Origin of the sequence: Actinomadura terrae (assembly GCF_022751215.1) — a bacterium.
GTDB lineage: Bacteria > Actinomycetota > Actinomycetes > Streptosporangiales > Streptosporangiaceae > Spirillospora > Spirillospora terrae.
This window is the reverse complement of the sequence record NZ_JAICDG010000005.1, coordinates 555,805-578,442: the sequence shown is the minus strand read 5'-3', so window position 1 is coordinate 578,442 and position 22,638 is coordinate 555,805. Positions and strand designations below refer to the sequence as shown.

The window sequence follows — 22,638 nt, the reverse complement described above, 5'->3', positions numbered from 1 at the left end:
GGCGCGGCCGCGCTTCGTCGTCATTTGCCACTACCGGGCGGTGCGGACGATCACTACGGTGGGACGGCATGAGACCGCGCTGGACAGTCCCCGCCACCCTGGCCGCAGCCCTCGCCGCCGCGCTCGCCCCGGCGGGCGCCGCGCAGGCGTCCCCGACGCAGGCGTCCCCCGCGCAGGCGGCCCCCGCCTCGCTGGGGCACGGTCAGGTGCGGTGCGTCTTCACGCCCACGCCCGACAACCCGGCCGCCAAGCCCGTGCACGCGCCCCGCTCGAAGGCGCGCGCCCGGGGGAAGGTCGACGTCGTCCTCCTCACGAACTTCGGCGTCGTCACGATCCGGATGGACCGGGGGAACGCGCCGTGCGCGGTGCACAACTTCGCGAGCCTCACCCGGCAGCGGTTCTACGACCACACGCGGTGCTGGCGGCTGACGAACTCGGCGCGGCTCGGCGTCCTCCAGTGCGGCGACATCTACGCCGCCGAGAAGGGCGGCCCCGGGTACAAGTTCGACGACGAGCTGACCGGCAAGGAGACCTACGGGCGCGGGACGGTCGCGATGGGCAACTGGGGGCCCGACACCAACGGCAGCCAGTTCTTCCTCGTCCACTCGCACGCGAACATCCCGCCCGCCTACACCGTGCTCGGCAAGGTCACGCACGGCCTGCACGTCCTCGACCGGATCGTGAAGGGCGGCATCAAGCCCGGCGAGAACGGCCCGCAGGACGGCGAGCCCGCCAAGCCCGTCCGGATCTACAAGGTCTTCGCCCGGGGCTGAGCGGGGCTGAGCGGTGTTCGTGGCGCTCGGCGGGAGTTTCGGGCCGTCTCTTTTGGTTCTTCGGTAAGGACGGGCGGGCAGGGTTGTCACACACGGCCCTCCTGCCCTGTCCCCCTGAAAACGGACTGAGGGAGAACCATGACCGACCACGCCCGGCGCCTGCGCGACCTGCACCGCCCCGGTGACCCGCTGCTCCTGCCGAACGTCTGGGACGCGGGCAGCGCGAGGGCCGTCCAGGAGGCCGGCTTCCCCGCGCTGGCCACCGCCAGCGCCGCGATCTCCGCCATGCTCGGCTACCCCGACCACCAGGTGGCGCCCGCCGAGGAGATGTTCGCCGCCGCCGGCCGCGTGATCCGCGTCGCGGACGTGCCGGTCACCGTGGACGCGGAGGCGGGCTACGGGCTGGAGCCCGCCGAACTGGTCGACCGCCTCCTGGCGATCGGCGCCGCGGGCTGCAACCTTGAGGACACCTACGCGGACGGGCTGGCCCGGCCCGAGACCCAGGCCGCCTACCTCGCCGCCGTCCGCGCGGCGGCGGGCGACGCGCTGGTGATCAACGCCCGGGCTGACTCGTTCATCGCCAAGGCGGCCGACCCGGTCGCGGACGCGACCGCCCGCGGCCGCCTCTACCTGGAGGCCGGCGCCGACTGCGTGTACACGATCGGGGCGCCGTTGGACGCGGTACCGGCGCTGGTCGAGGGCATCCCGGGACCGGTGAACGCCAACCAGTTCCCCGGCACGTCGCTGGCCGACCTCGCCGCGGCCGGGGTGGCGCGCGTGTCGTACGGCCCGCGTCCCTACCACCAGGCGCTGGCGGCGCTGAAGGAGTTCGCCGGGCGCGTGCTCGCCAAGGAGGACCCCTACCGGTGATCGTGCGCGCGGCGTCCGGGCTCGCACCGGACGCCGCGTCCCCGCCGCCGGGCGCTGCGTCCCGCGCGGCGGCGCCGATGTCGCCGATGCCCCTCCCGTCACGCCTTGCGCCAAGCCGCCGCCTCGGTATCATGCACGTATGGTAGTCAATCATCAACAGATCGTAAACTAGCGCCGCTCGCGGTCATGGTCCGAGCTGCGGATGGGATGCGTTCGATGACTCAGGTGACGGCGGGCGCCGACCGCTTCCGAGGCACGCGGTGAGGGCGGTCGTGATCGGCGCGGGGATCATGGGCGCGGCCGTCGCGCACCATCTGGCCCGGGCGGGCGCGAGCGTCCAGATCGTGGAGGCGGGCCGCCCGTCCCGGGGCGCGACCGGGGTCACGTTCTCCCGGCTGAGCGCGTTCGACAAGGAGCCGCACGACTACTTCCGGCTCAACGGCGCGGGCATGGACGAGCACGCCAGGCTCGCGTCCGAGACGCCGCTGGCGAACTGGTACCACCCCTGTGGATCGGTCCTCCTCTCCGACGACGAGTGCGAGCTGACCCGCCGCGCCGAGCGCTACCAGTCCTGGGGATACCCGCTCGCGTGGCGTTCGGGGACCAGGCTCGGCCCGGTGGCGCGGCTGCCGGGCCGCGTGCTGCACGCCCCCGCCGAGGGCTGGGTCAACGCGGTCACGCTCACCCGGCACCTGCTGGAGCTGGCGTCCCGCCACGGCGCCGTCGTCCGTCCCGAGACACCGGTCATCGGTCTCGCCCGCGGTGGGACGAGCTGGACGGTCACCACCGCCGGCGGCCGCGTCCTCAGCGCCGACGTCGTCGTCAACGCGGCGGGCCAGGGCGCCCCCGCGATCGCCGCCCGCGCCGGGACGTCGCTGACCCTGGCCCGCAGCCCCGGGCTGCTGCTGACCGTCGCGATCCCCGGCGAGACGCTGCGCCACATCGTCCACTCGCCCGAGGTGTCCCTCCGCCCGGACGGCCCGGGCCGCGTCCTGATCAGGTCGAGCACGGTCGACCGGCGCCTGGACGACGGCACCGACCTGCGCGATCTCACCCACGACCTGCTGATGCGCGCCGCCCGGGTGCTACCGCGCCTCGGGCACGCGGCGGTCGTCCGGCCGAGGATCGGCCAGCGCGTCGTGCCCGCGGGCGGCCTCCCGAGCATCGGCGCGGTCCGCGGCCTGCCCGGCTACCACGAGGCGGTCAGCCACAACGGCATCGTCCTGGCCCCGCTCGTCGGCCGCCTCCTCGCCGAAGAGATCATCACCGGCCGCCCCCACCCCGGCCTGGAACCCTTCCGCCCCCGAGGTCAGGGCCCCGCCGCGGCCTAAGACCTAGTAGACACCCTGACCCGGGCCCGTCTGGTGGCGGTGCTGCTCCTCGTCGACGGCCTGGTAGATCTTGGACTTCAGGCCCTCGGGATCGGGGACGCGCTTCAGCCGCAGCATGCCGTGCTCGGACGCGGACTGGATGTCGAGCGTCCCGTACCGCCAGATCCGCTCCCACAGCGTCACCCGGAACGCCACGTCGTTGACGCGGATCAGCGGGATGCTGTGTCCGGTCTTGGTCAGGAAGCCGCTGCGCTTGTAGATCCGCTTGGTGGTGAGGATGTAGACCGTGCCGCGCCAGCGCAGCAGCGGGATCAGCCAGAACCACAGCGACAGCAGCACGGCCACGCCGAGCACGACGTAGTCGGCGACGCGGCCCCAGCTCTCACCGGACGGGATCACCCACAGCAGCACGCCCGCGACGATCCAGACCAGGCACAGGATCACGAACTCGCCGACCATCTCGGTCCAGTGCTGGCGCGTGGCGTGCACCAGCGACTCGTCCTCGGCCAGGTAGCGGTCAGCAAAACCCATGGCGCGCATCCTGGCATATCGCACCGCTCCCGTACATGGACCGGAAAGGCACCTCTGCGGTGTGGCTCTGGACACAGTCGGGGTCGAAGGCGGCGTCCCGTTCGTCGGAATCGGTAAGGCGATCAAGGAGGTCCCCATGACCGTGACCATGTCCGATCAGACCGCCGGGACCGACGCCGTCCCGGTCGCGAAGGCGAAGGCGACGCCGCTGCGGCTGCTGCGCAAGGTCGCGGTCGCCGTGGGAGGCCTCGGGCTGATCGTGCTGGGTGTCGTGATGCTGGTGCTGCCGGGGCCGGGCGTGGTGGCGATCCTTGCCGGGCTGGGGCTGCTGGGCACCGAGTTCCCCGCCGCGCGCCGCGTCAACGACCGTGTCCGCGGGTACCTGCGCACCGCCTGGCGCAAGGTGAAGCGCTCCTGATCCCTGGCGTTAGGGTGCTGGCGTGGAGTGGGTCGAACGTGTCCTGAATGTCCGCCGGCATTCGCGGGACGGTGTGCGGGCTCCGCACAAGCCGCTGCTGCTCCTGTACGCCCTCGGACGCTTCCACGACCGGGGTCCGCGCGCGATCGAGTTCGCCGCGCTGGAGGACGACCTCGGACGGCTGCTGCGCGAGTTCGGCCCGCCGCGTCCGACGAGCCCGGGGTATCCGTTCCACCATCTCGCCAACGACGACGGGCTGTGGCAGGTCACGACCGCGGACGGCGGCGGCAGCCCGGGGCCGGGGCTCGGGGCGCTGCGCTCGACGCGGGCCAGCGGGCGGCTGCATCCGGACCTCGCCGCCGCCCTTGAGCGTGATCCGGAGTTGTTGCCGAGGCTCGTCCGGGCGCTGCTCGACGCCAATTTCGCGCCGTCCCTGCACGCCGACATCTGCCAGATGATCGGATTGGATCTCGACGCTCCGGTGCTGCCCGCGGGGCGCGATCCGGCGTTTCGTCCGGAGGTGTTGGAGGCGTACGAATTCTCCTGTGCTTTCTGCGGTTATGACGGTTGGCTGGAGGGAATCGCCGTCGGATTGGACGCCGCGCACGTGCGGTGGAGGACCTACGGCGGCCCCGACCGGCTCGACAACGGAATCTGCCTGTGCGCGCTGCATCACCGCCTTTTCGACAGGGGCGTCATGGGGCTCACGGGGGACCGCGTGATCACCGTGTCGCGCAAGTACATCGCCCGCGCGCCCGCGTCCCACCGGCAGGTTCTCGATCTCGCGGGACGTCCCGTCCGGGCACCGCAGGCGGGGTTGCCGCCGGTCGAGGCGCGGCACATCGAATGGCATACCGAGCAGGTGTTCCGCCGTCCGGCGCGGCAGCCGCGCGCGGCTTGATCGATAAGCCCGGCTCGAACGGAACGCGGCGGACGGCGGGCGGTTGGCTTAGGATATCGGCGTGATGCCCGGGGGGCGTCGCCAGGGGGGCACCGCGCGCGCCGCGTAAACGGGGGAACACGGATTCCGCGCCTGGACGGTTCCCGGCTGTGTAGTGGACGGGCAGGCGTCGTGTGTTTTGCGGAGGGGTGGTCATGACGCAGACGGGCAAGGTTCTCAGGTTCGACGATTTCCGCGGATACGGATTCATCGTGCCGGACGGTGGCGGAGAGGACGTTTTCGTCCACGCCAACGAGCTGCTCGACGACAAGGCGGTGTTCTCCCCGGGGACGCCCGTCGAGTTCGAGGTGACGCAGGGGGAGCGGGGGCTGAAGGCGTTCGCCGTGCGCGCGCTGGAGGCCGACCCGGTGTCCCGGCCGCCGGTGCGGTCGCTCGACCGGGGTCCCGTGCTGGACCGCGACGATGACGACGGGCTCTGCGACGTCCTGTCACAGGAGGAGTTCACGCAGGAGCTGACCGAGCTGCTGCTGCGCGACGAACCCGAGCTGACCGGCGCGCAGATCGTCAAGCTGCGGCGCGGCCTGCTCGCCCTCGCCAAGAAGTACGGCTGGGTCGAGGGCTGACCCTCCGCCGGGGGTGCCCCCGGCGGAGGCCGCAGCGGGTCGGGCGACCGGTCAGGCGGGGTCCGCGGCCAGCGCCACGAGCAGGTCGTTGAGGCGGCCGACGAACGCGGCCGGGTCCTCGACGATCGCGCCGCTGGTGAGCACGGCCTGGTTGAACAGGACGTGCGCCCAGTCGGCCAGGCGCGGGTCGTCCTGGCGGCGGTTCAGCCGTTCGATCAGCGGGTGCCGGGGGTTGATCTCCAGCACCGGGCGGTTCGGCAGGCCCGAGCCGCGCAGCCGCTGCGCGAGCGTCAGGTCGGTGACCGCCTCGTCGCCCACGATGCACGCGGGGGACGTGGTGAGGCGGGTCGTGACCCGCACGTCGTGCGCCTGGCCGTCCAGCTCGGTCTTCAGCTTGGCGAGCAGGTCGGCGAACTCCTCGCCGGCGCGCTTCGCCGCCTCCTTCTCCGCGTCCTCGGCCAGGTCGCCGAGGTCGGGGACGCCCTGCGCGACCGACTGGAGCCGCCTGCCGTCGAACTCCTGCACGAGGCCGGTCACGACCCAGTTGTCGACGGCCTCGCCGAGCAGCAGTACCTCGATGCCCTTCTCCCGGAACACCTCGAGGTGGGGGCTGGCGGCCGCGGCGGCGGGGGTCGGCGCGAGCAGGTAGTAGATCTTGTCCTGGCCGTCCTTCATGCGGTTCACGTAGTCGCGCAGCGAGACGTCCGCGTCCTGCGTGGCCGACCGGGTGGTGGTGAAGCGCAGCAGCTCGGCGATGTCGTCGCGGTTGGCGTAGTCGTCGGCGATGCCCTCCTTGAGGACGGCGCCGAAGTTCCGCCAGAACGTCGCGTACTTCTCCGGCTCGTTCTCGGCCATGTCCTTGAGCAGCTTCAGCACCCGCTTGACCGCGCTGGAGCGGATGTGGTCGACCGCGCGGCTGCCCTGGAGGATCTCCCGGGACACGTTCAGCGGCAGGTCGCTGGAGTCGATGATCCCGCGCACGAACCGCAGGTAGGCGGGCATGAGCTGGCCGGTGTCCTCCAGGATGAAGATCCGCTGGACGTGCAGCCGCAGCCCGCGCCGCGCCTGCGGGACCCACAGGTCGTAGGGCGCCTGCGAGGGGATGTACAGCAGCAGCGTGTACTCGTACCGGCCCTCCACCTTGGCGTGGACGTAGGCGAGCGGGTCCGCGAAGTCGTTGCCGAGGTGCCGGTAGAAGTCGTGGTACTCGCGCTCGGACAGCTCGCTCTTCGGCCGCGCCCACAGCGCCGACGCCTGGTTGACGGTCGTCTCCTCGGCGGAGTCCGCGTCCTCGGACGCCATGACGATCGGCACGCTGACGTGGTCGGAGTAGCGCTGCACGATCGTCCGCAGCCGGTGGCCGTTCAGCAGGTCGTCCTCGCCGTCGCGCAGGTGCAGGACGATCGTCGTGCCGCGCTCGGGGCGCTCGACGGCCTCCAGCGTGTACTCGCCCCGGCCGTCCGACGACCAGCGGACGCCCTCCGCCGCCGCCGCGCCCGCCCGCCGCGTCGTCAGCACGACGCGCTCCGCCACGACGAACGCCGAGTAGAACCCGACGCCGAACTGGCCGATCAGCGCGGAGTCGCCGCGCTGGTCGCCGCTCAGGTTGCGCAGGAACTCGGCGGTGCCGGAGCGGGCGATCGTGCCGATGTTCCCGATCACCTCGTCCCGGCTCATGCCGATGCCGTTGTCGGAGATCGTGATCGTGCCCGCGTCGCGGTCGTAGCCGACGCGGATCTCCGGGTCGTCGGCGCCGTCCTCGGCGAGCTCGGGACGGGAGAACCGCTCGAAGCGCAGCCGGTCGATCGCGTCGGACGCGTTCGAGATCAGCTCGCGCAGGAAGATCTCCTTGTTGCTGTAGAGCGAGTGGGCCATCAGGTCGAGAAGCTGTGCCACCTCGGCCTGGAACGTGAAGGTCTCTTCGGTCGTCTGCGCCGTCATTGGAGTGAGATTAGAATTCGGTCAGGGCGCGGTCAAATGACCGGCTTCCCATCCAGGCCTCCCATCCCGGACGGGGCCCGCGGCCGCCTTTCTCGCCACGCCGCCCCACGCGTCACATTGATCGGCGGGCCGGAACGGGCTCGGGTCGGGCCGCCAGCGCGGGATCTGGACGAACCCGGGTGAAAGCAGCTGGAACCCGTCCAGGAAACGGCGCAGTTGATCGGGGCCGCGCAGATGATAGGGCGCCGATCCGCCCCGGTTGTAAAGGCGGGTCGCCTTGGCGTAGGCGGGGTCGGTGGCGGTGCCGTCGTAGAGCGCGAGCCAACTGCCGGGGGGCAGCGCGTCCTTGAGCGTCCGGACGATCGACAGCGCCCGCCCGTCGCCCTCGGTGATGGGAATATGGCCGAGGACCTTCATCAGCATGAGCGCGACCGGACGGGTGAAGTCGAGCTTCGTGCGGGCCGTCGCGAGGATCGACTCCGGGTCGTTGAGATCGGCGCTGAAGTAGTCGGTGCCGCCCGCGTCCGCGCCCGTCAGAAGCGCGTGGGCGTGCGCGAGGACGAGGGGATCGTTGTCCACGTACACGACGCGCGCGTCCGGCGCGACCCGCTGGGCGACCTCGTGGGTGTTGTCGTGACTCGGCAGGCCCATCCCGATATCGAGGAACTGCCGCGCGCCCTCCGCCGCGGTGAGGTGGCGGACGACCCGCATGATGAAGTACCGGGACGTCCGGGCCATGTCAATGATCCCGGGATAGATCGCGGCGAAACGGTCGCCGGCCTCCTGATCGACGGGATAGTGGTCCTTACCGCCCATCCAGTAGTTCCAGATACGCGCCGAATGCGGGATCGACATGTCGATCCCGGTCATCAGATCATTTCCCGTGGCGTGCCAGAGGAACGAGTCGTCGCCCACGGCAACCTCCCACCCGTCACATGAAAGGCCGAGCGATGTCGGACGACAAACATGGCACGGCCGGGACGCCGGGGAGCCGGGAACGGGGCAACAGGTCGCGCCGATTCACAGTTCCGTGAGAGCGGTGCGGGATTCGATCGCGTGCACGACGGCCGCCATGTCCGAACGGCCGTGCCCGAGGGCGAGGGTCTCGCGGTAGAGGGCGTGGCAGACGTCCAGCAAAGGCGAGGCGACGCCGGACGCCCGCGCGGCCTCGGCGATGAGGCGGTTGTTGTCGAGGACGTTGACGATGGACGCCTGCACGCCGAAGTCGCGGTCGAGGAGTTTGCCGCCCTTCGCCCGGGACACCGCGCTCGCCATCGGGCCCGCGTCGAGGACGTCCCGCAGCAGCCGCTCGTCCAGCCCGTGCCGGGCGGCGAAGTGGAACGACTCGGCGAGCCCGGTGACCGTCGTGATCAGGAAGATGTTGACCGAGAGCTTCATGAGCAGCGCGTTCGGGACGCCCCCGCAGGGATAGGTCTGGTGGCACATCGGCGGCAGCAGCGGGCGGACCGCGGCGACGGCGGACGGCTCGCCCGCCAGCATCGCGACCAGGCGCCCCTCCTCGGCGGGGCCGCGCGAGCCGGAGACCGGCGCCTCCGCGTACTCCCCGCCCGCCGCGCGGATGTCGGCCTCCAGGCCCCGCGAGTACTCCGGCGACGTCGTCCCCATGTGGACGGTCACGCGCCCGGAGACGTTCGCGGCGAACTCCGGTGTGCCGCGTCCGAGGACGGCGTCGATCGCGGGCCCGTTCGCCAGCATCAGGAACACCACGCGCGCCCGCCGGAACACCTCGGCGGGGTCCGCCGCGACCTCCGCGCCCGCCGCGCGCAGCGGCTCGCACCGCGCGGGGGTGCGGTTCCAGACGACGAGCGGGGTTCCGGCGCGGGCGAGGTTGAGGGCCATGGGCTGCCCCATGACGCCCAGTCCGATGAACCCGACACACGGAGCAACGCCCATGCCGACCGCCTCCTTGCGAGTTATGACAACGGTCATGATAATGGCCCAGGTGAAGGCGGCAATAGCCTTCGAGACCTTCTTTCGAGCGGAGGATCATGGCGGAGCGGGAGCGGGGGCCGCGCGAGCGGATGGTGTTCAGCGCCGCGCAGCTGATCCGCCGCGACGGGGTCACCGCGACGGGCCTGCGCGATGTCGCCGTACACGCGGGGGCGCCGCGCGGATCGCTCCAGCACTACTTCCCGGGCGGCAAGGAACAGCTCGTGAACGAGGCCGTGGAGTGGGCCGGACGGTACGCGAGCGAGCGCGTCGCCCGGTTCATGGCGGCGATGGCGCGGCCGGCGCCGTCCCGGCTGTTCGCGGCGATGGTCGGGCAGTGGATCGAGGAGTACACCTCGGCGGGCTTCGAGCGGGGGTGCCCGGTCGCGGCGGCGACGGTCGACTGCGCGGAGTCCGTCGCGTCCACGCGCGCCGCGTCCGCCGAGGCGTTCGCGGCGTGGCGGCGTCCGATCGCGCGGGAGCTGACCGCGATGGGCGTCCCGGCCCGGCGCGCGGGCGGGCTCGCGACGCTGATGGTCGGCGCGCTGGAGGGGGCGATCCTGATGGCGCGGGCCGAGCGGGACGTCCGCCCGCTACGGACCGTCGCGCGCGAGCTCGGCCCCTACCTGGACTCGTGCGTCGTCCGACCCGGCTGACATCGCCCTCGCGGCCGGATCCGCGGTGGTTTTTTCACCGCGACCACCCGTACCGATCGCGGGCACTTATTCGTTGATCAGACGTCGAGTCGGACATCGGCGCGGCATACTGCGTATGCCCCCGGTGGGCCCACTGCGTAGGTGTCGGGACGATCGTTCGGACGTGGCTGATGGTTGCATGGCGTGTCGGACTGGGTGCGGGTGACCGGCCGAGGGCGCGGCCGGGGCCCACGGACTACGCGCTGCGGCGCACGGTGCTGCGGTTCACGATCGCGCTGCGCTGCGGCGGAGTGCTCGCGTCGATCGTCGCGGCGCTGATCGGCGAGGACGCGGGGGTCTCGCGCGCCTGGCAGGCGTGGGTGCTCGGCGGGCTGGCGGTGTGGGCGGTGGTCTTCGCCGCGCGGGCCGCCGGACGCGGGCTGACGTTCGGGCTGATGGCCGCCGACACGGTGGTGGTCTCGCTGGTGCTGCTCGTCCAGGACAGGCTCGTCCCGGTGAGCGCGGTGCTCGACGAGACCACCTGGGCGATCATGCTGGCCAGCACCTCGATCTACGTGACGCAGCTGGCGCTGTCGCAGCTGGGCGGGCTGGCGATGGCGGCGGTCGTCACCGCCGCGTACATGATCGGCGTCCCGGCGGAGACGAGCCAGGTCCGCATCCTGTTCGTGCAGACCGTCGTCGTCAACGCGCTGATGTGGCTGCTGCGCCGGGGCGGCCGACGGGCCGACGCGGTCGTCGCCGAGCGCGACCGGGCGCGGCGGCAGGCGATGGTCGAGGCGGCCCGCCGGGCCGACGAGCGCCACCACCGCTCGGAGATGCACGACTCGGTGCTCGCGACGCTGGTCATGGTCGCCTCGGGCGCCGTCCAGCGCGACTCGCCCGTGCTGGCGCGCAACGCGCAGGCCGCGCTGGACGTGCTGGAGGAGTTCTCGGTGTCCCCGCTGACCGGCGACCCGCCGTCGGTCGACCTCGGCGAGCGGCTCGCGGGGCTGGCGGCGGAGCTGGCCTCGCTCGTCGCGGCGGACGTCAGCACCGGCGGCGTGCCGCTCATGGTCCCCGAGCCGGTCGCGGTGGCGTTCACCGGCGCGGCGCGGGAGGCGCTGCGCAACGTCTCGTGCCATGCCGGGGTCGCGCGGGCGCACGTCCGCGCCGAGGCGGGGACGGACGGGGTCATGACGGTCACGGTCGCCGACGAGGGACGCGGGTTCGACCCGTCGCTCGTCCCGGGGGAGCGGCACGGCATCCGGGGCTCGATCCGGGAGCGCATGCTGATGGTCGGAGGGACGGCGCTGGTGGAGTCGCGTCCGGGCGAGGGCACCGTGGTCATGTTGCGGTGGCCGCATGGCTGAGCTGGCGATCTTCGCCCGGCGGGTGGTGGGCGGCCGGGCGAACGGCACGGCGAACGGCGCGGTGGGCGACGAGACCGCGGCCGAGCGGAGCGCGGCGGTCGGCGACCATGTCGCGGCGGCGCCGTTCGCGGCCGGCTTCCACCGCGCGTTCGACGTGGCGACCGTCATCACGGTCGCGCTGTGGCATCTGGGCGCGGCGGGCGCGGCGCTGCTCGTCTACCTGCACGAGTACCGCTTCCCGGCGGCGGCCGTGGCGGTGTGGGGGCTCCAGTTACTGGTCATCGTCGTCGGCGCGGTCGCGCTGCTGCGCGGGAGGAACGGCCCCGCCGTCGTCGGCCCGCTGGCCGCGGTCGCCCTCGCCAGCGGCCTCGCGATGGCGGTCAACTGCCCCGGCGACCTGCTGCTGAAGGTGAACTGGACGTGGGCCACGACCGGGCTGATCGGCGTGCTGCTCCTGCTGCACCGGCCGCTGAGCAGGCTCATGGCGTTCCAGGGGACCAACGGCGCGATCGTCCTCACGGTGCTGCTGGCCACCGGCACCTACGACCGGCACAGCGTCGCCGGGTTCGTGACGCTGCTGTACGCGTCGGCGAGCATCCAGCTCGCGATGATCGCCGGGGCGCGGGTGTTCCGGTACAGCGGCGGCATGGCCGCGACCGCGGCGGCGGCGCGCTGGCGGATGGCGAGCCGCGAGGCCGTGATCAACGAGGTCGCGCGGGCGCGCCAGGACCGGTACCAGGAGGTCCGCCGGCTGATCGCGCCGATCCTGCGCGACCTCGCCGCCGGTGTCGTCGATCCCGCCGAGCCCGCCGTGCGCGGCCGGTGCGCGACCGCCGAGGCGATGCTGCGGCAGCTGCTCGCCGAGCACGAGGACATCCCCGACCCGCTGCTCCAGGCGCTGCGTCCGGGCATCGACGAGGTCATGCGGCGCGGGGTCGTCGTCGACGTCGTGCGGGTGGGCGAGCTGACCGGGATCGACGAGCGGACCGCCTCCGCCATCGCCGAGGTCCCGCTGGCCGTGCTGGCGAAGGCGCGCGGCCACGCCCGTGTCACGATCGTCCCCGAGGGTACCGACCGGGTCAGCGTGTCGGTGCTGGCTGGCACCGACGCGGTCGTCCCCCGGTACGAGGTGCGCGGCGACGTCACCGTCACCAGCGATCTCGACGGAGATCTGCTGTGGGTGGAGGTGTCGTGGCACCGGACGTGACCATCGCCGTCATCGACGACCAGGACGTCGTGCTCTCCGGAATCCAGACGTGGATCGCCGAGGACCCGCTGCGCCGGGTCGAGATCGTCCATACCGCGACCCATCTGGACGATCTCGACCGCGGCCCGGCCGCGACGGCCGACGTGCTGGTCATCGACCTGCGGATCGACGGGAAGCTGGTGCTCGACCAGATCGCGGAGCTGGCCGCGCGCGGCCGCCGGATCGTGGTGTTCTCCCAGCACGCCGAGCCCGAGATCATCTACCGGGCGGAGCTGGCGGGCGCCCGCGCCTACATCACCAAGGAGACCAGCGAGGGGCGGCGGCACCTCATCGAGGCGATCCTCGCCGTCGCGGCGGGCGAGTCCTACACCTCGCCGACGCAGGCCGCCGCGATGCTCGGCGCGTCCGAGCACGGGTCGGGCCTCGCGTCGGGTCTCGCGCCGCCGAGGTTCTCCGACCAGGAGCTGCGGACGATGCGGCTGTGGCTCGGCGGCCTCACCCGCGCCGGGGTCGCGCGCCAGATGGGGATCAGCGAGCACACCGTCAAGCAGTACCTGGAGCGGGCCAGGGAGAAGTACGCCAGGGCCGGACGCGAGGCCCCGACGCGGGTCGACCTCTACCGGGAGGCGCGCCGCGACGGCATCCTGGGCGAGTAGCGTCAGGTCGCCTCCTCGTCTTCCCGCAGGCCGGTCCCCGTCGCCCGGGAGACGGGCAGGTCCGGACGGTAGGCGTGACCCGGCGCCGGGTTGCGGCCGGCGACCCGTGTCACGCCCACCGTCCGGAGGAGCGGAGTCGCCCCGTCCAGGGTCCGGGCGGCGACGACCTCGCGGTCGGGCCCGATCTCGGGCCCGCGCTCCCGCAGTCTCATCGGCTCGCCCGCCGTGCCGTCCGGCGAGACTTCCGACAGCGCTCGCGCATGGTCACCGCCCTTACTCAGGGGACGGTCCGATGCCCGTCGCCACGCTCTCCATCGTCGAGCAGCGGAGAACCCTGGGATACGGCCCCGACCCCCCGTACCGGCCGGGCCCGCGCTCCGCGCGGCGGGCCCTTCCCATTCTTCGATCATGTCGGCGCGATTGTCATGACAGCCGTTCGGGGGTCATGCGCTCGGTGGGCTGGTCAGCGGGGTCAGCGGCCGGTAAAACGCGGGGGACGCTTCGCCATGAACGCCCGCCGTCCCTCGCGCGCGTCGTCGGACTCCGCGCACTCCTCGACGAGCCGCTCGGCCGCCGCCGCCAGTGCCGGGTCGGCCGCCGACCTGATCGCCGTCTTGGCCGCCCGGACCGACAGCGGCGCGTTGGCCGCGATCCGCTCCGCCGTCGCGCGGGTGACCTCCTCCAGCTCGCCGGACGCGACGACGCGGTTGACCAGCCCCGCGCGGAGCGCCTCGGCCGCGTCGAGCGGCGCCGCCGTGAACAGGATCTCGGCCGCGTGGCCGGGCCCCACCGCCCGGACCAGCGCGTGGACGAGCGGCACCGGATACGCGAGGCCGAGCCGTCCCGCCGGGATCGCGAACCGGCCCCGGTCGTCGGCGATCCGGATGTCGGCGCCCAGCGCGAGCGCCAGCCCCGCGCCGAGGCAGTGCCCATGGATCATGGCGATGAGCGGGGTCGCGAGCCGGTCGAGCGTGCCGAACAGGTCGGTGATCGCGCCGTCCGCGCGGCGGCGCGCCTCCGCCGTGGACCGCTCCGCCTCGAACTCGGAGATGTCGGCCCCGGCGGCGAACGCGGCGGTGCCCCCGCCCCGCACGACGATCACCTTGACGCCGGGGTCGGCGTCGAGGCGGTCGAGCGTCCGGCCGAGCGCGTCCATCATCCGGATCGACAGCGCGTTGTGCCGCGCCGGATTGCTCACGGTGATCCACCCGATGTCGCCGTCGGCGGCCGCGTTGACGCCGGGGCTGAAGATCCTTTGCTCGGCCACGGGTGCCAGCGTACGGACCGTCCGAGCCGACCCGGATCAGGGGGCGGGCGCGGTGAACGTCAGGGCGCGCGCGGGGTTCTCCACCATGATCGCGTGGAGGGCGTCCTCGCCGACGCCGAGCCGCCGCAGCGCGGGCAGGAAGTGGTCGGGGATGTAGCTGTAGCCCTGCCCGCCGTACCGCTTGAGCTGGATCTTCTGGCAGACGTCGTGGCCGAGCACGATCTGCCCGGCATAGCCCTCCGCGACCAGGTTCGCGATACCGCGCGCGACCTTGTGGTCGCTCATCAGCACGAGATGGCCCCACGGGCTGCCCGGCGAGGTCAGGAAGTCGAACTCGATGAACACGCCGCGCGCGAGGATGCGCCGGGCGAAGTCCAGGTCGACGGCCATGTCCCCGGCGTGGCCGAACACGACGTTCGCGGGGTCGACGCCCTCGTCCTCCAGGATGTCGAGGACGGCGAACTTCTCCTCGCCGACCCCGCCGACGTGGAACGAGATCGGCGCGCCGGTGATCCGGCTCGCCCGCCCCGACGCCCGGACGCTCTTCAGCTCGTTCGGCGTCAGCGGCGCGGTCTCGGCGCCGATCTCGCCGATGATCCCGGCGCGGACGCCGGTGCCGTCCGCGCCCTCGACGACGTCGCGGACGATGCCCTCGGCCAGCTCGTCCACGGACCGGTCGTCCATGTCGAGCGGGTGGAACGTCGGCGTGTACCAGCCCGCGCCCATCACGACGTTGAGGCCGCTGGCCCGCGCGATCTTCAGCAGCGACGCCGGGTCGCGGCCGATCCCGAGGTTCGTGACCTCCACGATCGTGCCGCCGCCCGCGCGCCGGAACTCGCCGACCTCGGCGAGCATCTCCTCGAAGTCGGCGAGGACGTCGTTGTCGGCGTTGACGCCGCCGTGCCGCGTCCGGGCCAGGTTCTCGAGCGTCAGCGGTTCGAGCGCCTCGGGGGAGTCCTCGCCCGGACGCAGCGCGTGGGCCGGACGGCGCAGGTCGAGGAACAGGTGCTCGTGCATGAGCGTCGGGCCGAGCGCCGACGGGTCGACCGGTCCCGCGACCGTCAGCACCCGGCCGGCGAGGTTGGGGATGGTCATCGGCGTTCCTCCGTGATCGTCAGCCAGCGCGCCGGGTTCGCCTCGGTCAGGGCGTGCACGAGCGCGTCGTCCGCGCCCTGGAACCGCAGGAAGGGGACGAACTGCTGGACGACGAACCCGTACCCGCCGCCGCCGAAGCCCTTCAGGTCGATCTTGCGGGACACGCCGGGGGACAGCAGCACCCGGTCGGCGTGGCCCTGCCCCGCCAGCGCGAGGACGGCGGCGGCGACGTCCTGGTCGTCGACCTCCGTGTAGACGTTCGTGAGCCGCCCGAGCCGGTCGAACTGGACCGATACGCCGCGCTCGGCCAGCGAGGCGAGCGCGTCCGGGTCGGTGGCGAAGGTGTCGCAGGCGCCCACGGCGACGCGTGCCGGGTCCACCCCGTCCAGCAGGTCGAGGACGCGGTGCGTCGCCTCCGGGGTCGCGGCGCGGTCGATCAGCACCGGCGCGCCCGTCCGGCGGGCGGCCTCGGCGACGCACGCCGCCACGGCCCGGTGCGCCGCGCGGTCGGGGTCGAGCGTCCCGATCTTGCCGATCACGCCCGCGCGGACGCCGTCCACCCCGTCCACGATCTCGCGGACGATCTCGTTCGCGAAGCCCCTGGAGGAGCCCATGACGACGTTCACGCCGGTCGTGCGGGCGAGCCGCGCCAGGGCCAGCGGGTCGCGGCCGCGACCGGCGCCGGTCACGTCCACGACCGTCCCGCCGCCGAGCTTGGCGAAGTCGGCCAGTTCGGCGGCCGCGTTCTCCTCGGTCAGCCGCGCGTTGTCGCGGTTCGCGGCGCCCAGGCTGAGCGCGCCGAGCGACCCGATGCCGACCGGGGTGTCGTCGACGTCCCCGCCGTTCCGGTCGCCGTCCATGTCGCTCACCACGTGGACGGAGGTGACGGTGTGCCCGAGGGCGTCCGGGGCGACCGGCCCGGTGACGGTCATGACCCGCCCGGCCGCCGCCTCGGGTGTGTCGGGCGCGCTCATCGAGACTCCACCGGTTCTCCTCGCTCACAGACATAAGCCGCGCGGCACCGAAAACCGCGTCCCGCCTGCGTGAGCATAAAGGGGCGTCCACCTGCCCGCGCGAGCCGCCCCGCCTCGCGCGTCCCGCCCCGCGGCCCCGGAGGGCGTAGGCTCGGGTGCGGACAAGGGGTTCTCGACGCGGGCGGCCAAGCCCGTTTCCCCCTGGTTCGCCACTACGCGGCCTCCTGAAGGGTCCGGATCGGCCCGGCGCCCATGACGCCCCGACACCATCCCGCCCGGATGCCGGCAACGCCGTCCGCGCCATGGCGTCCGGACCCGGCGGTCGCGTACTCCGGATCGGAGACACCAGCATGACCAGCGCCGATCGTCCCGCATCCCCGACCGTGCTGAGCCGCGAGCGCCGCCCGGGAGCCATCGTCGTCGCCATCCACGGCGAACTCGACGTCGCGTCCACCCCGTCGCTGAGGGAGGGCCTGCGGATCGCCCTGCGCGACCCGGGCGCCCTCATCGTCATCGACCTCTCGGACGTGACCTTCTGCGACGCCTCCGGCCTCGCCCTCCTCGTCGGCACGCGGCGGCGGGCGGAGCGCGACGGCGCCGCCGTCGTGCTCGCCGCCCCCCGCCCGCAGCTCGCGAAGCTGCTGCGGGTCAGCGGCCTGGACCGGTACTTCAGCGTGCACGGCACCGTCGCCGCGGCCGGGTTCGCCGGGCCCGGCGGCGGATCGGCCGCGGCCTGAACACGCCGGGAACCGGGACGCCGCCCGAGGCGTCCCGGCCGAACGAGGAGACCCGGCAGGACCCCGTGCCCCCGCCCGGCGCCGCGCCTTCAGGGGGCGCCGCGCCTTCAGAGGGCGGTGCGGCTTCGCGGGGTGGTCCGGGGCCCGGAGGTCCGCCGATCAGCTGGCGGCCGGCGGCGGCGCGGCCCGCCGAGGACCGGCACCGGCTCGCGGCGACGTTCGACCTCATGGCCGCGATCCTCGCCGGAGCCGAGCCCGCGGAGGCGCTCGACCTCGTCGCCGAGCACGCCCGCGCCATGGCCCGGGCGCCGCTGGCGTTCGTCGCGCTGCCCGCCGAGGACGGCGGCAACACGCTGCGGATCGACGTCGCGGTCGGCGCCGGCGCCGACCGGCTGCGCGGGCTGACCGTCCGGCGCGGCCGGTCGATGATCGGACGCGTGTTCAGCTCACGGCGGGCCCTCTCCTCGCGGATCGCCGTCGACCAGGGGCTCAGCGATCTTCCGCCGGGGCCCGTGCTGATGCTCCCGCTGGAGACGGGCGAGGCGACCCGCGGGGTGCTGGCGGTCGTCGACCGGCCCGGCGCGTCGCCGTTCACGACGGCCGTCGCCCGGGACCTGATGCTCTTCGCCGACATGTCGGCGCGACTGATCGAGCTCGCGGAGGAACGCCGCGCGACCGGGCTCGCGGAGGAACGCCGCGAGACCGGGCCCGCCCCGGCGCCCAGGACGTGCTCCTGAGCGCGCGGTGCCGCACCGGCGGCCGGGACCTGCGAGCGGTGAAGGGCCCGGCCTCAGAGTGGAAAGAGCTTCGCGTACGGCGCCGGGATCCGCACCTTGCGGGTGCCGAAGTCGACGAAGACGGCGTCGCGCTCGACCTCGACGACACGGCCGAGGCCGTACTTGTCGTGGGTCACGCGGTCCTCCACGGCGAACTCCTTGACTGGCGGAGCCGGTGGCGGTGGCTTGAAGGGACTGGTGGGCAGGTGTCGCCGCTGCGCGGCTCGCGGGGGTCTCATCAGCGCCAGTATGCGCCTGTCCGGGCCGTGGTGGGGCCTCGATCGGTGACCGCTTGGCGAATTCGTTGCGTCCGAGGGGGCCAGAGGGGCTTCCAGGACGCTCCGGTGGAGGGGCCCCGCGGTCATGTGGTAGTCTCCACGATGTTGCGGTTCCCATAGACATTTGTGTGCGCCTGCTGGTTTCACCTCAGGCGCATTTTTGTTGTTCGGATCTTCCGGATGGGCCATCGCGGCGTCCGCGGGCCCACAAGGTGTGGGGCCCGGACTGAGCCAAAAGGAGATCACCATGGCCACCGGCACCGTCAAGTGGTTCAACGCCGAAAAGGGTTTCGGCTTCATCGAGCAGGACGGCGGAGGCGCTGACGTCTTCGCCCACTACTCCAACATCGCGGCGCAGGGCTTCCGCGAGCTCCAGGAAGGCCAGAAGGTGTCGTTCGACGTCACCCAGGGCCAGAAGGGCCTCCAGGCGGAGAACATCGTCCCCGCCTGACACCCTGTACGGCGCGGCGCGGGCGGGCCTCGGCCCGTCCGCGCCGTTCCGGCGTACATCGTCTCCCGGTTCGTTCTTGAGATTTCTTCGCCCGGCCCCAGGCCGGTCCCGCGCAGCGGAGCACTCCTCGACACGCGCCATCACTGAGGAAGGTTCCATGCCTCGATCCGCCACCCGCAGCCGCCGTTCCACTCATCACAGCGGCCCCACTGGTGCCGCTCGTCCCGCCCGCCCCGCCCGTCCCGCGCTGCCCCCGGTCGGCTCGTTCGCCGAGCTGGAGCTGCCGTCCGCCCTGCTCGCGGCGCTGACCCGCGAGGGCGTGACCGACCCGTTCCCGATCCAGGCGGCGACGCTCCCGAACGCCCTCGCCGGACGGGACGTCCTCGGCCGGGGCCGCACCGGCTCCGGCAAGACCCTCGCGTTCGGCCTCGCCACACTCGCCCGGCTCAACGGCCGGCGCGCCGAGCCCCGGCGCCCGCTGGCGCTGGTCCTCGTCCCGACCCGCGAGCTCGCGCAGCAGGTCACCACCGCGCTCACCCCGTACGCGGACGCGGTCCGCCTGCGGCTGGTCACCGTCGTCGGCGGCCTCCCGATCGCACGCCAGGCCACCGCGCTCGAACGCGGCGCCGACGTCCTGGTCGCCACGCCCGGCCGCCTCGCCGACCTGATCGAGCGCGGCGACTGCCGGCTCGGCGACGTGGAGATCACCGTCCTGGACGAGGCCGACCAGATGACCGACATGGGCTTCCTGCCGCAGGTCACCCGGCTCCTCGACCAGACCCCGCCGAGCGGGCAGCGGATGCTGTTCTCCGCGACGCTCGACCGGAACGTCGACACGCTCGTCCGCCGCTTCCTGGACGACCCGGTGACGCACTCCGTCGACCCGTTCGCGGGCGCGGTCACGACGATGGAGCACCACCTGCTGCACGTCGTCGACACCGACAAGCTGGAGACGACCGCGCACATCGCCGCCCGCGACGGCCGCGTGATCATGTTCGTGGGCAAGAAGCACGGCGCGGACCGGCTCGTCCGCAAGCTGCGGTCCCGGGGCGTGCTCGCCGCGGCGCTGCACGGCGGCAAGACCCAGTCGCAGCGCAACCGCACGCTGGAGGGCTTCAAGACCGGCGACGTCGCCGTCCTGGTCGCCACCAACGTCGCCGCGCGCGGCATCCACGTGGACGACCTCGACCTCGTCGTCAACGTCGACCCGCCCGCCGACCACAAGGACTACCTGCACCGGGGCGGCCGCACCGCGCGCGCCGGCGCGTCCGGGACCGTCGTCACGCTCGTCCTGCCCGACCAGCGCCGCGAGGTGGACGCGATGATGTCGGCCGCCGGGATCGCGCCGCGCACCACCCGCGTCCGTCCGGGCGACGAGGAACTGGCCCGGATCACCGGCGCCAAGGCACCGTCGGGCACCCCGGTCGCCGCACCCGCCCGCCCGGCGAGCAAGCCGGCCGCCAAGGCGGCTGCCAGGCCCGCCGCCGCACCGTCCGGCCAGGCGCGGCGCCCGCGCCGCCGCAAGCCCCGGCGCGGCGCCTCGTCCAACAACACCTGACCTCGCGTTACCGGCACCCCGCCTCTCCGGCGGGGTGCTTTCGCATGCCGTTGACATGGTGCAGAATGTATGGTTCATTCTGAATGATTGCTCGAACGATGTCTCCGCCCGCGCGGCCGGAGCGGAGGTGGCGACGGTCCCATGGGTGTACAACCGCTGAGCTGCCCGTTCTTTCACGCGGTGGGGCTGAACACCCGTCCGGACGCGCCCGAGAGTGAGAAGCGCGCACTCGCCGACTTCTACGACGAGGTCCACCTGCGCGAGGTCGTCGCCCTCAACGAGGGGTTCGTCAGCGCCGCGCGCTACGAGCTGACCGACTCCGGCGGCGCGGGCGACGGCGTCCCCCGCTTCCTGGCGGTCTACGGCATCGACGGCGAGGAGTCCGCGCGCCGCTTCCTCGCCCGCCTGGACGGCCCCGAAGAGCAGCGCGTCGCCTACACGCCGGGCCCCGACTGGGACCGCATCACGATCCTGTGGCGGATGATCTGGCGGAACACCGGCACGACCGGCGTGACCGACCTCACACCCGGCCGCATCGCCATGATCGGCATGGACCCGGCCGCCGATGCCTCGCCCGCCGAGGTCGCGGAGTTCGACGACTTCTACACACAAACGCACCTCCCGGAGGTCGTCGCCAACTTCGGCTACGACCGGGGGAGCCGCTTCCAGCTCTGGCACGAGTTCAGCCATCCCGCGCCCGGCTGCCCCGCCTACAACGCGGTCTACGAGGCGGAAGAGGCGAAGGCGCCCCCACCCCCGACGGGTGTCGCCCTCACACCGGGCCCCCGCGCGTGGGAAGAACGCCGAGTGCGATGGCGGGTCAAATATCAGCGGATGGGATAGGGGTGGTGGGACGTGGTCTCGGCGACGCTCGATGTCGGCCGCATGCGGGTGACGCACATCAGTGACGGGGTCGCGCAGCGGTCGAGCCGGTACTGGTTCCACGGCGTCGATCCGGCGGAGTGGATGCCCGCCGTGGGCGTCTCCGACCCCGACACGCCGTTCACCGTGACCTTCGGCGGTTTCCTCGTCACCGGCGACGGCCATGTGACATTGGTCGACACCGGCTGGGGCCACCGCGCGGGCGAGATCCCGGGGATGGCGGGCGCGGGCGAGCTGCCCGCGACGCTGGCGAAGCTCGGGGTGGAGCCCGGCGACGTCGACCGGATCGTCCAGACGCACCTGCACGCCGACCACTGCGGCTGGCTGGTGAAGGACGACGCGAACACGCTGACGTTCCCGAACGCGACCGTCTACGTCCACGAGCGCGAGGTCGACTACTGGACGAGCGACGAGGTCGACGAGATCCCGGTGAACCGCGAGTTCGCGACCAAGGCGCGCCCCCGCCTGCGCGCGGTCACCGGCGCCGGACGCCTGCACGCGTTCACCGGTGAGCTGCCGCTCTCCGACGAGATGACCATCCTCCCCACACCTGGCCACACCCCAGGCCATGTGTCGGTGATGGTGGCCTCCGCGGGCGAGACCGCGCTGCTGGTCGGCGACCTCGCGCATCACCCCGTCCACCTGGAACACCACTGCTGGCTGCCGAGGGTCGACCACGACCCGGTCCAGTCGCTCCGCAGCCGCGAGCGGATCACCGCGCTCGCCGCCGACCGGAACGCGACGATCCTCGCGCCGCACTTCCCGATCCCCACCGCCGTCGACCTTGACCGCGACCCGGCGGGCGCCCTGCGCACCGCCGTCCGAAACGACCTTGGGACACTCTCGTGAAAGAACCCCGCATCGCCCCGCTCCCCGTCGAGCAGTACCAGGCGCTCGAACGCGAACTGTTCGGCGACGCCGCGTTCACCGGAAACATGCACGTCGGCCGGACATGGGCGCACAACCCGGGCCTGATGAAGGCGCAGCGCCCGCTCCAGGAGTACCTGCTGAACGCCTCGTCGCTGCCCGGCCGCGACCGCGAGCTGGCGATCCTGCGGATCGTCTGGCGACGCGGCTCGGAGTACGCCTTCGGCCAGCACACCCGCATGGGCCGCGCCGCCGGCCTCACCGACGCGGAGATCGAACGCGTCCCCCACGGCCCCGACGCCGAAGGCTGGACGGCGTTCCAGAAGCTCCTCCTACAAGCAGTGGACGAACTCCACGACGACGGCCGCCTCTCCGACGACACCTGGCAGGCGCTCTCCCGCCGCTACGACACCGCCCAGCTCATCGACCTGATCGCCGTCGTAGGCCGCTACTGGGCAGTCGCCGTCATGCTGAAGACCGTAGGCGTCCAACCCGAACCCGGCCTCCCCGGCTTCCCCACCACCGCCCCCCAGAGTTAACGCCGCAA

The 22,638-nt window shown here is 72.9% G+C and carries 26 protein-coding genes; 17 read left to right on the top strand and 9 right to left on the bottom strand.

The features are described from left to right. Nucleotides 1–68 precede the first annotated feature (68 nt). From K2F47_RS31650 to K2F47_RS31640, 3 genes are all read left to right on the top strand, one after another. Nucleotides 69–773, top strand: a complete 705-nt coding sequence (locus tag K2F47_RS31650; RefSeq protein ID WP_242909602.1) for a peptidylprolyl isomerase — start codon at nt 69–71, stop codon at nt 771–773. A gap of 138 nt (nt 774–911) precedes the next feature. Further along, nucleotides 912–1,643: an isocitrate lyase/PEP mutase family protein gene (locus K2F47_RS31645; RefSeq protein ID WP_242909601.1), complete on the top strand. Its 732-nt coding sequence runs from the start codon at nt 912–914 to the stop codon at nt 1,641–1,643. A 260-nt stretch (nt 1,644–1,903) separates the two neighbouring features. Next, nucleotides 1,904–2,974 (top strand): NAD(P)/FAD-dependent oxidoreductase, encoded by a 1,071-nt coding sequence (locus tag K2F47_RS31640; protein ID WP_242909600.1) that lies wholly within the window; start codon nt 1,904–1,906, stop codon nt 2,972–2,974. Nucleotides 2,975–2,977: 3 nt separating this feature from the next. On the opposite strand, the gene K2F47_RS31635 is transcribed toward K2F47_RS31640, so the two are convergent. Continuing rightward, entirely contained in the window at nt 2,978–3,505 is a 528-nt protein-coding gene (locus tag K2F47_RS31635) for a PH domain-containing protein (protein WP_242909599.1), read from the bottom strand. A gap of 136 nt (nt 3,506–3,641) precedes the next feature. On the opposite strand from K2F47_RS31635, the gene K2F47_RS31630 reads away from it, so the two are divergent. From K2F47_RS31630 to K2F47_RS31620, 3 genes are all read left to right on the top strand, one after another. Then, on the top strand, nt 3,642–3,923 hold the full coding sequence (locus tag K2F47_RS31630; RefSeq protein ID WP_242909598.1) for a PGPGW domain-containing protein: 282 nt from the start codon (nt 3,642–3,644) through the stop codon (nt 3,921–3,923). A gap of 22 nt (nt 3,924–3,945) precedes the next feature. After that, nucleotides 3,946–4,824 (top strand): phosphorothioated DNA-binding restriction endonuclease, encoded by an 879-nt coding sequence (locus K2F47_RS31625; RefSeq protein WP_242909597.1) that lies wholly within the window; start codon nt 3,946–3,948, stop codon nt 4,822–4,824. Between the two features lie 194 nt (nt 4,825–5,018). Next, nucleotides 5,019–5,447 carry a cold-shock protein gene (locus K2F47_RS31620; RefSeq protein ID WP_242909595.1) on the top strand — a complete coding sequence of 143 codons (429 nt, stop codon included), beginning with the start codon at nt 5,019–5,021 and terminating at the stop codon, nt 5,445–5,447. Between the two features lie 51 nt (nt 5,448–5,498). Here K2F47_RS31620 and htpG read toward each other — a convergent pair whose 3' ends face one another. From htpG to K2F47_RS31605, 3 genes are all read right to left on the bottom strand, one after another. Continuing rightward, nucleotides 5,499–7,388, bottom strand: a complete 1,890-nt coding sequence (gene htpG / locus K2F47_RS31615; RefSeq protein ID WP_242909593.1) for a molecular chaperone HtpG — start codon at nt 7,386–7,388, stop codon at nt 5,499–5,501. 21 nt (nt 7,389–7,409) lie between these two features. Next, entirely contained in the window at nt 7,410–8,303 is an 894-nt protein-coding gene (locus tag K2F47_RS31610; RefSeq protein ID WP_308198494.1) for an SAM-dependent methyltransferase, read from the bottom strand. Between the two features lie 105 nt (nt 8,304–8,408). After that, nucleotides 8,409–9,302 (bottom strand): NAD(P)-dependent oxidoreductase, encoded by an 894-nt coding sequence (locus K2F47_RS31605; protein WP_242909592.1) that lies wholly within the window; start codon nt 9,300–9,302, stop codon nt 8,409–8,411. Between the two features lie 95 nt (nt 9,303–9,397). Between K2F47_RS31605 and K2F47_RS31600 the strand changes: the two genes are divergently transcribed. From K2F47_RS31600 to K2F47_RS41570, 4 genes are all read left to right on the top strand, one after another. Next, complete coding sequence (locus K2F47_RS31600) at nt 9,398–9,994, top strand: LmrA/YxaF family transcription factor (protein WP_242909590.1); 597 nt, start codon at nt 9,398–9,400, stop codon at nt 9,992–9,994. A 170-nt stretch (nt 9,995–10,164) separates the two neighbouring features. Next, nucleotides 10,165–11,343, top strand: a complete 1,179-nt coding sequence (locus K2F47_RS31595; protein WP_242909588.1) for a sensor histidine kinase — start codon at nt 10,165–10,167, stop codon at nt 11,341–11,343. Then, complete coding sequence (locus K2F47_RS31590) at nt 11,336–12,550, top strand: hypothetical protein (RefSeq protein WP_242909586.1); 1,215 nt, start codon at nt 11,336–11,338, stop codon at nt 12,548–12,550. The genes K2F47_RS31595 and K2F47_RS31590 overlap by 8 nt, the downstream gene beginning before the upstream one ends. Beyond that, nucleotides 12,535–13,206: a response regulator transcription factor gene (locus K2F47_RS41570; protein ID WP_242909584.1), complete on the top strand. Its 672-nt coding sequence runs from the start codon at nt 12,535–12,537 to the stop codon at nt 13,204–13,206. Before K2F47_RS31590 ends, K2F47_RS41570 begins: the two co-directional genes overlap by 16 nt. A 2-nt stretch (nt 13,207–13,208) precedes the next feature. On the opposite strand, the gene K2F47_RS31580 is transcribed toward K2F47_RS41570, so the two are convergent. The 4 genes from K2F47_RS31580 to K2F47_RS31565 form a co-directional block, all read right to left on the bottom strand. Continuing rightward, on the bottom strand, nt 13,209–13,418 hold the full coding sequence (locus tag K2F47_RS31580) for a hypothetical protein (RefSeq protein WP_242909582.1): 210 nt from the start codon (nt 13,416–13,418) through the stop codon (nt 13,209–13,211). Between the two features lie 260 nt (nt 13,419–13,678). Next, complete coding sequence (locus K2F47_RS31575; RefSeq protein ID WP_242909580.1) at nt 13,679–14,473, bottom strand: enoyl-CoA hydratase-related protein; 795 nt, start codon at nt 14,471–14,473, stop codon at nt 13,679–13,681. A gap of 36 nt (nt 14,474–14,509) precedes the next feature. Further along, entirely contained in the window at nt 14,510–15,568 is a 1,059-nt protein-coding gene (locus tag K2F47_RS31570; protein WP_242909579.1) for a phosphotriesterase family protein, read from the bottom strand. Beyond that, nucleotides 15,565–16,542 carry a phosphotriesterase family protein gene (locus K2F47_RS31565; protein ID WP_242909578.1) on the bottom strand — a complete coding sequence of 326 codons (978 nt, stop codon included), beginning with the start codon at nt 16,540–16,542 and terminating at the stop codon, nt 15,565–15,567. Before K2F47_RS31565 ends, K2F47_RS31570 begins: the two co-directional genes overlap by 4 nt. 350 nt (nt 16,543–16,892) lie before the next feature. On the opposite strand from K2F47_RS31565, the gene K2F47_RS31560 reads away from it, so the two are divergent. Together K2F47_RS31560 and K2F47_RS31555 are read left to right on the top strand one after the other, a co-directional pair. Then, nucleotides 16,893–17,279 (top strand): STAS domain-containing protein, encoded by a 387-nt coding sequence (locus K2F47_RS31560; protein WP_242909577.1) that lies wholly within the window; start codon nt 16,893–16,895, stop codon nt 17,277–17,279. 227 nt (nt 17,280–17,506) lie between these two features. Beyond that, the gene (locus K2F47_RS31555) at nt 17,507–18,016 is read left to right on the top strand and encodes a GAF domain-containing protein (RefSeq protein WP_242909576.1); all 510 of its coding nucleotides are present in this window, start codon (nt 17,507–17,509) and stop codon (nt 18,014–18,016) included. A gap of 53 nt (nt 18,017–18,069) precedes the next feature. Here K2F47_RS31555 and K2F47_RS41010 read toward each other — a convergent pair whose 3' ends face one another. Continuing rightward, nucleotides 18,070–18,204 carry a hypothetical protein gene (locus K2F47_RS41010; protein ID WP_272497693.1) on the bottom strand — a complete coding sequence of 45 codons (135 nt, stop codon included), beginning with the start codon at nt 18,202–18,204 and terminating at the stop codon, nt 18,070–18,072. A 376-nt stretch (nt 18,205–18,580) separates the two neighbouring features. Between K2F47_RS41010 and K2F47_RS31550 the strand changes: the two genes are divergently transcribed. The 5 genes from K2F47_RS31550 (at nt 18,581) to K2F47_RS31530 (ending at nt 22,630) form a co-directional block, all read left to right on the top strand. Next, nucleotides 18,581–18,784: a cold-shock protein gene (locus tag K2F47_RS31550; RefSeq protein WP_067460243.1), complete on the top strand. Its 204-nt coding sequence runs from the start codon at nt 18,581–18,583 to the stop codon at nt 18,782–18,784. 157 nt (nt 18,785–18,941) lie between these two features. Further along, nucleotides 18,942–20,342 carry a DEAD/DEAH box helicase gene (locus tag K2F47_RS31545; protein WP_242909575.1) on the top strand — a complete coding sequence of 467 codons (1,401 nt, stop codon included), beginning with the start codon at nt 18,942–18,944 and terminating at the stop codon, nt 20,340–20,342. A 141-nt stretch (nt 20,343–20,483) separates the two neighbouring features. Continuing rightward, on the top strand, nt 20,484–21,185 hold the full coding sequence (locus K2F47_RS31540; RefSeq protein WP_242909574.1) for a hypothetical protein: 702 nt from the start codon (nt 20,484–20,486) through the stop codon (nt 21,183–21,185). Between the two features lie 12 nt (nt 21,186–21,197). Then, nucleotides 21,198–22,073, top strand: a complete 876-nt coding sequence (locus K2F47_RS31535) for an MBL fold metallo-hydrolase (RefSeq protein WP_242909573.1) — start codon at nt 21,198–21,200, stop codon at nt 22,071–22,073. Continuing rightward, nucleotides 22,070–22,630, top strand: a complete 561-nt coding sequence (locus tag K2F47_RS31530; protein ID WP_242909571.1) for a carboxymuconolactone decarboxylase family protein — start codon at nt 22,070–22,072, stop codon at nt 22,628–22,630. The genes K2F47_RS31535 and K2F47_RS31530 overlap by 4 nt, the downstream gene beginning before the upstream one ends. Nucleotides 22,631–22,638: the final 8 nt, after the last annotated feature.